The following is an 11,651-nucleotide window of genomic DNA, read 5'->3' as shown; positions in this document are numbered from 1 at the left end:
ACCGTGATTCTCGAGAGCTTCCAGGTAGGAGAGGGGCAGCGGCCGACGGTGCTGCTGCATGGTTTCCTCGGCACGGGGCGCAACCTGCGCTCGCTGGCGACGGCATGGAGCGAGGCGGACAAGAGCCGCCGCTTCCTGCTGGTCGACATGACGGGCCACGGCACCTCGCCGCGGCTGCCGCCCGGGGCCACGCTGTCCACGGTGGCCGGGGACGTGCTGGAGACGGCGCGCGCGGCGGGACTCCAGGGGCCATTGGAGCTGGTGGGGCACTCGCTGGGGGGCCGCGTGTCGCTCGCCGCGAGCCTGCGCTCCCCCGCCGACGTGGCCAGCGTGACGCTGCTGGACATCTCCCCCAGCCCCATCGCCACGAGTCAGTCCGAGAGCGGCAGGGTGATGGAGATCCTCCTGACCGCGCCCGCCAGCGCGCCCGACCGCAGGGCGATGCGCGCGGAGCTGACGGGACGCGGACTGTCCGGACCGCTGTCGGACTGGCTCGTCATGAACCTGGAGCCCAACCCCGAGGGCGGGGTGCGCTGGCGCTTCCACCGCGAGTCGCTCGCCGAATTCCACGGGCGGGTGAATGGAGAGGACCTGTGGGCGGCGGTGGAGCGCCCGGGCGCGAAGGTGCGCTGCATCCGTGGCGGCCGGGCCCACTACGTCTCCGACGCGGACCTGGCGCGGCTGGAGGCCCTGGGCCATCCGGTGGCAACGCTCCCCGACGCGGGCCACTTCGTCCACGTGGACGCGCCGGACGCGCTGCTGCGCTGGCTCCTCTCATGATCTCCACCCCCCTCCTCATCTGGCTGGCGGTCCTGGCCGACGGCCTCGCGGGGCTCGCGGGGGGGCTCCTCTCGGAGCGATGGCTGTCCCGGCACCTGTCGGCCCTGGTGGCCTTCGCGGCCGGAGCGCTGCTGGGAGCGGTGTTCCTGGACATCTTCCCCGAGGCCGTCGAGAGCGCGGGGCCGGCGGCCTTCCGCTGGGCGCTCGTCAGCTTCCTGGCCCTCACCCTCGTCGGGTGGTTCCTCGGGCCCCACCACCACGACCACTCCCACCACAAGCCAGACCATCCCCATCACCAGGAGCACCTGGGCCCCTCCTCACCCGTGGTGCCCTCCCTGCTGGCCGCGGACGCGCTGCACAACATCGGGGACGGCGCGGCGGTGGCGGCGGCCTTCCTCGTGTCACCGCAAGCCGGAGTGGCCACCGCCGTGGCGGTGATCGCCCACGAGCTGCCCCAGGAAGTGGGGGACTACGCGCTGCTACGGGCCACGGGGATGTCGCGCGCGCGTGCCCTGCTGCTGCTCGGGGGTGTACAGCTCACCGCGGTGGCCGGAGCCGGCGCGGTGCTGCTGGGCTCGCAAGCGGTGCGGGGCCTGGAGGGCATCATCCTGGCGCTCGCCAGCGGCACCTTCCTCTACATCGGCGCCACGGATCTGCTCCCGGAGTTGCGCCATGGCTCCACACCGAAAGAGGCCCGTGGCCGCCTGCTGGGCTTCCTGCTGGGGCTCGCGCTCGTGGCCACGGCCGGCGTGGTGGAGCGGCACGTGCTGGGCTCGCACCATTAGCGGCGTCACATCGCGCCCTGACAGGAGGGCAGGCGGCGGGCCAGGGGCTGACCTGGATACCCATGGCCGGGTACGGGCCCCATGGCCACGATTGCGAGCATGCAGCTCGGGTCCAGGCGCATGCTGGGAGAGATCTTGATGGAGCTGGGGCTGATCGACCGCGCCCAGCTCCGTCTCGGTCTGGTGCACCACCACGAGACCCACGTTCCGCTCGGGCGGGCGCTGGTCCGTGAAGGGGTGTGCACCGAGGCCGACATCCTGCGCGCGCTCTCGCTGCAACTTGGCATCGAGGCCATCGACCTCGACCGGGAACCCCTGGACGCGAAGCTCACCCGGCTGGTGCCCAAGCGCATCGCCCGGCAGTACCGGGTGGTCCCGCTGCGGCTCGAGAAGGGCGAGCGCGAGGTGCTGCACATCGCCATCCCCGCTCCGGCCTCGCTCGAGGCCCTGGACGCGGTGCGAGCGGTCTCCGGCAAGCCCCGTATCGAGCCGCACCTCGCCTCGGACACGGCCCTGACCCACGCGCTCGGTGCGCTCTACGGCCTCCAGGACGACCTCCAGCAGCCGACCCTTGGCTCCACTCCGGAACGTGGCCCGGATCCGCCCCTGCTGCTCTATGCCTGGCCGCCCGTCACCGCCACGCTCATCTCGCGAACACTCGCGCGGCACGGCATCCGGACCCGGGTCGCCACGCCGCTGGAGGTCATGCACACGACCGCCGCGGACCTCGTGTTCGCCCCGGTGCAGGCCATGGAGGGGCTGCTCGCGGGAGAGGCGCGGATCGCCGGCTCGCTGCTGCTCTCCGGCTCCTCGGAGGACGAGGACCTCGCTCGGGCCCACCAACTGGGAGCGAGGGGCTACGTCTCCAATCCGCTCGATGGCGAGCTGCTGCTGCGCGCCATCCGCCGGCTGCGCCCCGGTCCCGGCGACACCTCGCAGCCGCTCTCGGGCCCCAACGGCTGACGTACCACCCGGGGGGTAGGACCCCGCGCGCGCCTCCAGTAGAGTCCCCGCACTCCCGATTCCATCCCGTGCGAGGGAAGAGATGAACCCGAAGTGGGTTGTAGCCAGTGGATTGCTCACGATGTCCCTGCTGGGCGGTTGCCCCAACCCGAACCGCGCACAGCGCCGTGAGGCGACCCCACAGCCCGCCCCCCAGGCGATGAAGAGCACCCCGGCTCCGCTGTCCGCGCCGGCCGCCAGCGCGTCCAGCCACCCCGTGACCGAGGGCCGCCTCGTCGATTCCGGGCTCATCATCGAGACCTTCGCGGGGAAGTTCGGGAGGAAGGGCCTCCAGCAGGTCCCCTCGGAGGTGATCGACAACGGCATCCTCCGGTATGTCCCCTACCTCTCGTACGAGGCGGAGCAGTACCAGCTCAACATCTACGGAGACCCCCAGCACCCGGCCGCGGTGGAGATCGGCGTCTACGCCGGCAAGGACGGCACCAAACAAGAGGTCCGGAGCGTGATGGCCGGACTCCTCCAGAAGGCGGCCGACCGGGAGGTGGTCCACGGCCTGGCGCTCGAGAAGGATCAGCTCGAGCGCGCCGGCCTCACGTTCGAGGTCACCCCACCGACCGCGGACGATGCCTTCGGGGGATGGTGGATCTCCATCTATGACAAGAGTGCCCTCGACAAGGCCCGCGCCTCCACGGCCGAGATGAAGACGATCACGGTCAGCGTGCCCCAGCCCAAACCCGAGAGCGCGCCCCACCAGGAAAGAAAGAAGGTGAAGAGGGCGAAGAAGCCCGCTGGCGGGAAGAAGACGTCCGATCGCGTCTACATCGAGGACTACACCAAGAAGGACGGCGCGTACGTCAATCCGGCGCTCTGAGCGGGCTACCGGTAACGGCGCTCGGACTCCTGGATGGGGTAGTCATTGGCACTCATGTCCCGGCGGCGCATGAGCCCGGAGTCGTCGAACTCCCAGTGCTCATTGCCATGGGTGCGCATCCACTGCCCCGTCCGAGCGTCGCGCCACTCGTATTCGAAGCGCACGGAGATGCGGTTGCCCGTGTACGCCCACAGCTCCTTCATCAGCTTGTAGTCCAGCTCCGTCTCCCACTTGCGCCGCAGGAAGGCCTTGATGGCCTCGCGCCCGCGGAAGAACTCGGTGCGGTTGCGCCACTCGGAGTCCTCCGTGTACGCGAGCGCCACCCGCTCGGGGTCTCGAGAGTTCCAGGCGTCCTCGGCCGCCTTCACCTTCGCCCGCGCCGTCTCCTCGGTGAAGGGAGGGCGGAGGATGGTTGGAGCCGAGGAGGGAGCAGCGGCGGTGTGTGGAGTGGTCATGAAGGGCTCCGATAGCAGTTCCCATGCCTGGCATTGCCGGGAACCACGACCCCTGTCGAATCCACGGGTTGGCTCTCGGGGTGGACATGAGAAGGAACCACGAGAATTCGTGGTCCACGAGATGTCGTTGCGGCGCCCCGAACTCTCGTGCACGGTGACTGGATGCTCTCGGAAGCACTCCAATCCATCGCACTGGCGGTGGCGCAGGTGCGCTCGGTGGACGAGGTGCTGGACGCCGTGGTGCGCGGACTGGCGGCCCAGCCGGAATGGGCGCTCGCCCGCCTGTGGCTGACGCGGCCCGGCGACCTGTGCGCCGCCTGCCCCATGCGCGCCGAGTGTCCCGACACCTCGCGGTGCCTGCATCTGGTGGCCAGCGCGGGCACACCCCGGCAGGCGCGCAGGCAGTGGACACGCCTCGATGGCCGCTTCCGCCGATTCCCACTGGGCGTGCGGAAGGTGGGGCGCATCGCCACCACGGGGCAGGGCGTGCTGCTACAGCGGCTGGAGGGGGACGCGGGGTGGCTCGTCGACCGGGCCTGGGCCGAGCGCGAGGGCATCCGGGCCTTCGCCGGACAACCGCTCGTCTTCCGGGGCGAGGTGCTGGGCGTGCTGGCCGTGTTCAGCCGCCGCGAGCTGGGCGCGCGCGAGTTCTCCTGGCTGCGCACCTTCGCGGACCACGCGGCGGTGGCCATCACGAACGCGCGAGCCTTCGAGGAGCTGGCGCGGCTGCGCGAGCGACTGGAGCAGGAGCGGGACTACCTGCGCGAGGAGGTCCGGGACGCGCTGTCCTTCGGGGACATCGTGGGACGGAGCGCACCCCTGCAACGCGTCTTCCAGCAGCTCGAGCCGGTGGCGGCCACGAACGCCAGCGTGCTCATCCTCGGGGAGTCGGGCGTGGGCAAGGAGCTGGTGGCGCGAGCCCTCCACGAGCGAGGCCCCCGACGGGGCCGGCCACTCATCCGAGTCAACTGCGCCTCCATTCCCCGGGAGCTCTTCGAGAGCGAGTTCTTCGGCCATGTGAAGGGAGCCTTCACCGGGGCGCTGAAGGACCGGGCCGGACGCTTCCAGCTCGCGGATGGAGGCACGCTCTTCCTGGACGAGGTGGGGGAGATTCCGCTGGAGCTCCAGGGCAAGCTGCTGCGCGTGCTGCAGGAGGGCACCTTCGAGCGCGTGGGCGAGGACGTGACACGCCGGGTGGATGTGCGCGTCATCGCCGCCACGAACCGCGACCTCACACGAGAAGTCCAGGAGGGCCGCTTCCGGAGGGACCTCTACTACCGGCTCAGCGTCTTCCCCATCGAGGTGCCACCGCTGCGCGAGCGAAAGGAAGACATCCCCCTGCTCGCCGCCCACTTCGTGCGCCAGGCCCGCGCGAGACTCGGCCGCCCCACCCTGGCGCTCGGTGCGGCGCAAATCGAGACGCTCCAACGCTACGACTGGCCGGGCAACGTGCGCGAACTGGAGAACGTCATCGAGCGAGCCGTCATCCTCTCGCAGGGCGCGGAGACACTGCGCCTGGACCTGGCCCTACCGGAAACCGCGAGACGCGTGCGAGCACCCACACCCAGGCCAGCGACATCCCCGGTGCCGACCTTCGTCACGGACGCCGAATTCCGCCGGAGGGAGAGGGAGAACCTCCAGGCCGCGCTGGATGCGGCGGGAGGAAGGATCTACGGCCGAGAGGGAGCCGCCGCGCTGCTGGGCATACGACCCACGACACTGGCCTCGAGAATGAAGGCACTCGGAATCCCAAAACCGAGCAACCCCTCGAGCAACCACCCCTCTCCCACTGGGAGAGGGACGGGGTGAGGGTATATACCCACCGTATTCACCTCCGTGAGCCACCGCTCCCCCGGGCGCTGAGGAACCGAGCCTTGCGCGCGCCGCCAAAGGTGAAGACCGTGAAGGGAGAGCGGCCGGGCCGCACGCAGGCCGCGGGAGTCCCCCATGCTGAATCTCCGCGCGTTGCAGGCATTCCTGTGGTCGATCTTCTTCACTCCGGCGCTGGCGCTCGCGCAGACGGCCGAGCCCATCGAGCCCTATGAGAGGTACGAGTCCACCCGCTGGGGCCTGGGCTGGCTGTGGCTGGCGGTGCTCGCCATCATCATCGTCGCCCTGGTGGCCTGGGGCCTGTCGCGAGACCGGACGCATCAAGGCCCCCCCCTGAGACACTGAACCAGACGACTTCACGAGGCGCACGCCAGGCCGTCAGACAAACCTGAAGGAGGACCCGCCCGCTCAAGGAGCCTGCGCGGGAGCAGGGGCCGGGTCGTGCACCTCCCCCACGACGGCAACAGTCTCTCCCGGACGTACCGGTGGCGTCCCGAAGAGGACGAGCACGACACCACCGTGCGGTGCCCGGTGCTCGGCGATGCGGTTGCCGAAGAAGTCGGTCACGTAGCCCAGCAGCGAGCCCGTCCGGACCCACTGTCCGACCTCGACGGTGGGGTAGAAGAGGCCCTCCACCTCGCTCTTCAGGTTCGCGCGTCGCGCGATGAAGATCGGGTGCTCCACCGGGGAGGGCTTGCCCTCGAGCATCCGCAGGTGGCGCAGCAGACTGAGGACGCCGCGTTCGATGAGGGCGAGCTGCTCCGGGGTCGCCCGTCCGAGCCCACCCACCTCCACATCGAACGAGGGCTTGCCGAGCGCCACCGCCGCCGCGCCCGTGTAGAGGGCCTTGTCGAAGCTCAGGTTCTCCATCGGGAACAGCACGATGTGATCCACCCCGAAGGCGAGCGCCAGCTCACGTGAGCGGGCGATCACCTCGGGAGACCCGTGCTTCGCGTAGTAACCGGTCCAGGGGCGAAGGGCCTCGTTGGCGTCCCCGGCGTGCAGGTCCACCACGACGTCGGCGCGGCGGAGGATCTGCTCCCGGAGCACATACGCGATGCGCTCGGTGACGGTGCCCTCGGGATTGCCCGGGAAGCTCCGGTTCAGGTTCTTCCCATCCACCGGGCCGGTGTAGACGGTGCGGCCGAGGAACGCCGGGACATTGGCGGCATGCACCAGGATGAGGGTCCCCGCGAGCCGGCCAGGCTCGAGCAGGGGCCGCACGCGCTGGAGCGCCAGGACGGGCGCGTACTCGGAGCCGTGCACACCGGCGATCAACGCCAACACGGGGCCCGGCCGCGAGCCATGAATGAGGGTGATGGGGATGAAGGTCCCCGGGTCCACCCCCTCCGGGACGGGGAGCCGGCCGGACGCGGCGGTGCCTGGCCTCGCCACGATGGGCCCGATGGAGAAATCCCCGCGAGGCGCCCTGGCGAAGGCGGCTCCCGACAGGAGCATCATGACCAGGCACCACCAGCGGGCCGCGTACGGCCCCCAGGAGAATCGTGACAAGACCCCACCTCTCGCGCGGCTGAGCATCCCTGGAGGATAGTGGCGCGCTTCGTCCGTCGCACCTGACTTGTATTTGCAACCCGGCTGCCTGACCGGATGAGGAGGCCGACACAGCGCCCGCCCCCAGCTCGTCCGGCGCCCACGTGGCTCAAGAGAAGCGCCACACGTGACTCGCATGGCGACCTCCAGATTCCGAAGTGGAGAAGAAGTTCTCGTTCGAGGGGACCGCGGCCTGATGCTGGGGCCGTGCTTCGATTGACTGGTGACGGCGCCGTGGCCCGGCAAGGCTACCCATCGACAACGGCGGGACGACACCACCATACTCTCCGCGTCCAACATTTCACTGGAGCCTCGAATGAGCAATGACACCGAAATCGAGCAACTCGACGCCCCCCCGCCGATCTCCGCCGAGCTGCGCGCGAAGATCCTCGCGGATCCGAACGTGGCGAAGATCGCCGCGGAACTCGAGATGGACATCGACGAGTTCGTCAACTCCGTCGGCTACTACCTGAACAACCCGGGTGTGGAGCCCGCATTCCTCGTGGTCAGCGACGAGAACCTGAGGAAGATGGGTGTCGAGCCGCCCACCGCCGAGGCCATCGAGGCCAACGTGCGAGCCAGCGTCGAGGCCATCAAGGCCGGCCAGTCCCCGAGCGGTTTCGAGGCTCCTCGCAAGAAGGCCGTGGACCTGGCTGGCCAGGGCGGCGAGGCCGTGAAACCCAAGGCAGATCCCGACCTCGATGATTCGGTGAAGAAGAGCCGAACCACGCTAAAGCCTTGATTTCACTGGGTTTTCGAGAAATATTCCTTCCGCAGACAACATCCTACCGCTGCCCACGATAATCCCTTCAAAGCAGCACCTTCCTTTCCACAGCAGCACTCAACTTTCCACACAAGAGGGGTCCGCCATGGGTTTCATCAAGGGCATCGGTAAGGCGTTCAAGAAGATCGGCAGCGTCTTCAAGAAGGCGGTCGGCTTCGCGAGCAAGATTCTCAATGGACCCCTCGGGAAGATTGCCTCGTTCATCCCGGGCGTCGGGCCCTTCATCGCGGCCGCCTCGAAGGTCGTCGGCATCGCGAACAGCGTCATCAACGGTGGTGGCCTCAAGGGCATCATCGGCGGCCTCGTGGACAACTTCGCTGGCGGTCTGCTCGGCAAGGCGGGTTCGCTCCTGAGCAAGACGGGTCTCGGCTCCGTGATCGGCCTGGGCTCGCAGACCAACAGCACGGGCGGGGTCCTGGACCTGGTCAAGGGCCTGATGAGCACCCGCAAGGGCGACGAGTCGCCTGCCGCGCAGGGCGACAAGTACAACCTGAGCCAGTTCGCGGCGTTCCAGGTCGCCAACCTGCTCCGCGCCGCCTGATCGGCCCGACTCCGCTTCACTCCAAGGGGTGCACGCTCACGAGCGTGCACCCCTTTTTCTTTTGGGCACCTCCATGGCCGGACGAACGGGTCCGGTGGAGTCGATGACCAGGCGGTCACCGGCAGCGGCCGGTTCGTGCGCGAGCTCGGCGGGACCGGAATCTCCGCCGATCCGGCCTGAATCCCCGCTCTCCCCTTCATCGGGGTCCCGACGCATCCTCCGGTCCGATCGCCCGCCTCCCGCGGGCCTCCCGAGGACACGTCATGACTCACGAACACCCCGCCCCCTCCGTCCACCACATCGTGCAGGGCTTTGGCGCCGACCGCGCCGCCCACTACGACACCCAGGCATCCGTCAGCCTCGCCGGCACCCAGGCGGCGTACGAGCTCGGCGTCAGCGCGCTGACAGCCCAGCTCGACGGCCAGGACACGGCGTCGCTGCTCTTCGTGGGACTGGGCACGGGCGCGGAGCTGATGCCCTACACCCGCTTCGACGTGCCGGGCTGGCGCTTCACGGGCGTGGATCCCTCCGACGCCATGCTCGCCGTCGCCCGCAAGCGTCTGGAGGCAGAGGGAATGCTCTCGCGCACGCACCTGCACGTGGGCGAGCTGCACACCCTGCCTCCCGGCCCCCCGTTCGACGGCGCGCAGATGATGGGGGTACTGCACCACGTGGAGGGCGAGGAGGCCCGCCTCGAGCTGCTGCGAGAGGTGACCCGGCGGCTCAAGCCTGGAGCGCCCCTCGTCCTGGGCTGCCGTGTTGGCAAGGATCCCGAGCTGACGAACGTGGAGCTGCGGCGGTGGCGTGCGTATGGAATCCCCCCGGACAAGCTGGAGCATCGGCGCCAGCTCTTCGCGATGATGCGGCCCATCGAGTCCGATGCCGCCCTGTTCGCGATGTTCGCCCGGACCGGACTGGTGGCGCCGCGTCCGATCTTCCTCTCGCTGCAATACAAGGTCTTCCTCGCGCGCTTCGAGCCCGGAGCCGCGGGACGTTGAGCAGGTCGTGAGGTGAGCGACAAGGCCTCTCCAATCCCCGCGATTCATGTAACACATGTGTAACGTTGATTCAGCGTCAGACCCGTGTACCACGATGCATGCGTGACGCGAGGTCCCTGTGCACGGGAGGCGAGGACCCGCCGCCACCCAAGCAGGCCCCCCGCATTCCTCCCGAGGAGACCGCATGAAGTCATCGCACCTGGCGTATTGCCGCACTGTCGCGTTGGTGGGAGTGGCCCTATGGGCCAGCGCCTCCGGAGCCCAGACCCGGCAGCGCGCGAGCCGGCCCCTCATGCCTCGCGCCGCCGTCGTCAAGCACTCCGGCCGCGAGCTGCCCCCCGACACGCTCGTCGAGCGCCTCGTCGTCAAGTTCCACGAGGGTAGCCGCGTGCGTCTGCGTGGCAACGCCCTGGCGTCGCTCGCCTCCGAGCGCTCCTCCTCCGAGCGCAGCCGGTTCTTCGGGCGTGGACTGACCGAGGCGCGGCTCACGGACGACCTCCGGTCCGTCCAGTCCCTGCTCGAGCGCGCCCCGCGCACGCATGGCCTCCGGCGCCTGTTGCAGGAGGACGAGGCCGTGCTGGAAGCGCGCCAGCTCTCCGGTGAGTCCGCCAGCGGCCGGCAGCTCGCCGATCTCAACCTCTACTTCGAAGTGCCTCTGCTGCCGGGCACCACCGCTGAACGCGTGGCCGCTCTGGTGGAGGCGCTCAATGCCGTGGAAAGCGTGGAGGTGGCCTATGCCGAGCCCCCCGCGGAGCCCGCGGTGGTGGGCGCGGGCCTCGACACCGTGGTGAGCAGCCTGCTGGCCGCCTCGGACCTTCCCCCCACCACACCGCTGTACGAGAGCCGTCAGGGCTACCTCGACGCGGCGCCCCGCGGCATCGATGCGCGCTACGCCTGGACGGTGCTCGGCGGCAGCGGCTCGGGCGTGCGCATCGTCGACGTCGAGAGTGGCTGGAACACCACGCACGAGGACATGCCCGGTTTCTTCTACATCGGCGATGCGGGTGACAAGCGAGACCATGGCACCGCCGTGCTCGGCGAGCTGGTGGGCGCGGCCAATGGCTATGGCGTGACGGGCATCGTTCACTCGGCCCAGGTGGGTATCGAATCGCACCTGAGCCAGGGGCTGTCGAACGCCCTCTCGCGAGCGGCGACGGCGGCGGGCCCCGGCGGCCTTCTGCTCGTCGAGGTCCACCGGCAAGGGCCGAGCGATGGGACGGCGTGCACCTGCAATACCAGTCAGTGCAACTACGTCGCCGTGGAGTACTGGCAGGCCGATTACGACATCATCGCCCAGGCCACCGCCAACGGAGTCATCGTCCTCGAGGCGGCGGGCAACGGCAGCGCCAACCTGGATGCCGCCGCATACAACAACGCCTTCAACCGCGCGGTGCGGGACTCGGGCGCCATCCTCGTGGGCGCCAGCACCGCCACCACGCGTGTTCCCATGTGCTGGACCAACTTCGGCAGCCGCGTGGACGTTCACGGTTGGGGTGAGCAGGTGGTGTCCATGGGGTACGGCGACCTGTTCTCCAGCGGCGTGGACCAGTACTACACGGCCACCTTCAGTGGCACCTCCAGCGCCTCGCCCATCGCGACGGGCGCGGCCGCCAGCCTCCAGGGCATCTCCCTCGCCTACGGCCGTGGTGCGCTCGACTCGCGCACCGTGCGCTCGCTGCTGGTCAGCACCGGTACGCCCCAGGCCTCCGACTCGCGGAAGATCGGCCCGCTGCCCGACCTGCGCCAGGCCATCGCTCAGCTCTTCAACGGCACCCTGGCCGTGCGGATCGATGGTCCGAGCGCCGCGGGGTATTGGTGCTGGGAGGGCGCCTGGACAGCGCATCCCATTGGCGGTGACGGCAACTACACCTACCTCTGGCAGAGGAACGACAACGGGACATGGAGGGACGTGGGCTCCGGCCCGAGCTACGGCCAGCAGGTCTGTGACGCGACGGACCTGCGCGTGACCGTCACCTCGGCGGGCCTCTCCGCCTCGGACTCCATCTACCTCTGGGTGGATTGAAGCATCCGCACCAGGAGCACGCGCCCGGTCTGGAGCGGCACGGCCCCAGCCGGGCGAGCTCTTCGAGACG

The 11,651-nt window shown here is 69.5% G+C and carries 12 protein-coding genes; 10 read left to right on the top strand and 2 right to left on the bottom strand.

Translation table 11 applies throughout. From position 1 onward, the window contains the following. The first annotated feature begins 3 nt into the window (after positions 1 to 3). The 4 genes from JQX13_RS21915 to JQX13_RS21900 all read left to right on the top strand — a co-directional run bounded on the left by JQX13_RS21915 (position 4) and on the right by JQX13_RS21900 (position 3,399). Positions 4 to 780, top strand: coding sequence for an alpha/beta fold hydrolase (locus tag JQX13_RS21915; RefSeq protein WP_203410872.1), 777 nt, complete (start codon positions 4 to 6; stop codon positions 778 to 780). Continuing rightward, the gene (locus JQX13_RS21910) at positions 777 to 1,565 is read left to right on the top strand and encodes a ZIP family metal transporter (protein WP_203410871.1); all 789 of its coding nucleotides are present in this window, start codon (positions 777 to 779) and stop codon (positions 1,563 to 1,565) included. Before JQX13_RS21915 ends, JQX13_RS21910 begins: the two co-directional genes overlap by 4 nt. A 99-nt stretch (positions 1,566 to 1,664) precedes the next feature. Continuing rightward, complete coding sequence (locus JQX13_RS21905; protein WP_203412156.1) at positions 1,665 to 2,528, top strand: general secretion pathway protein GspE; 864 nt, start codon at positions 1,665 to 1,667, stop codon at positions 2,526 to 2,528. 82 nt (positions 2,529 to 2,610) lie between these two features. Then, complete coding sequence (locus JQX13_RS21900) at positions 2,611 to 3,399, top strand: hypothetical protein (RefSeq protein ID WP_203410870.1); 789 nt, start codon at positions 2,611 to 2,613, stop codon at positions 3,397 to 3,399. Between the two features lie 5 nt (positions 3,400 to 3,404). On the opposite strand, the gene JQX13_RS21895 is transcribed toward JQX13_RS21900, so the two are convergent. Continuing rightward, complete coding sequence (locus JQX13_RS21895; RefSeq protein ID WP_203410869.1) at positions 3,405 to 3,854, bottom strand: nuclear transport factor 2 family protein; 450 nt, start codon at positions 3,852 to 3,854, stop codon at positions 3,405 to 3,407. Between the two features lie 162 nt (positions 3,855 to 4,016). On the opposite strand from JQX13_RS21895, the gene JQX13_RS21890 reads away from it, so the two are divergent. Both JQX13_RS21890 and JQX13_RS21885 read left to right on the top strand, forming a co-directional pair. Continuing rightward, positions 4,017 to 5,663: a sigma-54-dependent Fis family transcriptional regulator gene (locus JQX13_RS21890; RefSeq protein ID WP_203410868.1), complete on the top strand. Its 1,647-nt coding sequence runs from the start codon at positions 4,017 to 4,019 to the stop codon at positions 5,661 to 5,663. Between the two features lie 138 nt (positions 5,664 to 5,801). Beyond that, the gene (locus JQX13_RS21885; protein WP_203410867.1) at positions 5,802 to 6,029 is read left to right on the top strand and encodes a hypothetical protein; all 228 of its coding nucleotides are present in this window, start codon (positions 5,802 to 5,804) and stop codon (positions 6,027 to 6,029) included. A gap of 63 nt (positions 6,030 to 6,092) precedes the next feature. Here JQX13_RS21885 and JQX13_RS21880 read toward each other — a convergent pair whose 3' ends face one another. Then, the gene (locus JQX13_RS21880; protein ID WP_203410866.1) at positions 6,093 to 7,145 is read right to left on the bottom strand and encodes a succinylglutamate desuccinylase/aspartoacylase family protein; all 1,053 of its coding nucleotides are present in this window, start codon (positions 7,143 to 7,145) and stop codon (positions 6,093 to 6,095) included. Positions 7,146 to 7,551: 406 nt separating this feature from the next. Here JQX13_RS21880 and JQX13_RS21875 point away from each other — a divergent pair, with 406 nt between their 5' ends. The 4 genes from JQX13_RS21875 (at position 7,552) to JQX13_RS21860 (ending at position 11,581) form a co-directional block, all read left to right on the top strand. Further along, a complete protein-coding gene (locus JQX13_RS21875; protein WP_203410865.1) occupies positions 7,552 to 7,977 on the top strand; it encodes a hypothetical protein in 426 nt (141 codons plus the stop codon). Positions 7,978 to 8,104: 127 nt separating this feature from the next. Then, positions 8,105 to 8,560: a hypothetical protein gene (locus JQX13_RS21870; protein WP_203410864.1), complete on the top strand. Its 456-nt coding sequence runs from the start codon at positions 8,105 to 8,107 to the stop codon at positions 8,558 to 8,560. A gap of 263 nt (positions 8,561 to 8,823) precedes the next feature. Beyond that, a complete protein-coding gene (locus JQX13_RS21865; RefSeq protein WP_203410863.1) occupies positions 8,824 to 9,558 on the top strand; it encodes a class I SAM-dependent methyltransferase in 735 nt (244 codons plus the stop codon). 184 nt (positions 9,559 to 9,742) lie between these two features. Next, the gene (locus tag JQX13_RS21860) at positions 9,743 to 11,581 is read left to right on the top strand and encodes a S8 family peptidase (protein WP_203410862.1); all 1,839 of its coding nucleotides are present in this window, start codon (positions 9,743 to 9,745) and stop codon (positions 11,579 to 11,581) included. Positions 11,582 to 11,651 lie beyond the last annotated feature (70 nt).

This window comes from Archangium violaceum, assembly GCF_016859125.1.
GTDB lineage: Bacteria > Myxococcota > Myxococcia > Myxococcales > Myxococcaceae > Archangium > Archangium violaceum_A.
Note: the sequence above shows the minus strand (reverse complement) of the source record. Positions and strands in the feature narration are given on the sequence as shown.

Bases quoted from the DNA above. Each gene is read 5' to 3' on its own strand.
- JQX13_RS21910 (WP_203410871.1), top strand. From the start codon at position 777: ATGATCTCCACCCCCCTCCTCATCTGGCTGGCGGTCCTGGCCGACGGC.
- JQX13_RS21905 (WP_203412156.1), top strand. From the start codon at position 1,665: ATGCAGCTCGGGTCCAGGCGCATGCTGGGAGAGATCTTGATGGAGCTG.
- JQX13_RS21900 (WP_203410870.1), top strand. From the start codon at position 2,611: ATGAACCCGAAGTGGGTTGTAGCCAGTGGATTGCTCACGATGTCCCTG.
- JQX13_RS21895 (WP_203410869.1), bottom strand. From the start codon at position 3,854: ATGACCACTCCACACACCGCCGCTGCTCCCTCCTCGGCTCCAACCATC.
- JQX13_RS21890 (WP_203410868.1), top strand. From the start codon at position 4,017: ATGCTCTCGGAAGCACTCCAATCCATCGCACTGGCGGTGGCGCAGGTG.
- JQX13_RS21885 (WP_203410867.1), top strand. From the start codon at position 5,802: ATGCTGAATCTCCGCGCGTTGCAGGCATTCCTGTGGTCGATCTTCTTC.
- JQX13_RS21880 (WP_203410866.1), bottom strand. From the start codon at position 7,145: ATGATGCTCCTGTCGGGAGCCGCCTTCGCCAGGGCGCCTCGCGGGGAT.
- JQX13_RS21875 (WP_203410865.1), top strand. From the start codon at position 7,552: ATGAGCAATGACACCGAAATCGAGCAACTCGACGCCCCCCCGCCGATC.
- JQX13_RS21870 (WP_203410864.1), top strand. From the start codon at position 8,105: ATGGGTTTCATCAAGGGCATCGGTAAGGCGTTCAAGAAGATCGGCAGC.
- JQX13_RS21865 (WP_203410863.1), top strand. From the start codon at position 8,824: ATGACTCACGAACACCCCGCCCCCTCCGTCCACCACATCGTGCAGGGC.
- JQX13_RS21860 (WP_203410862.1), top strand. From the start codon at position 9,743: ATGAAGTCATCGCACCTGGCGTATTGCCGCACTGTCGCGTTGGTGGGA.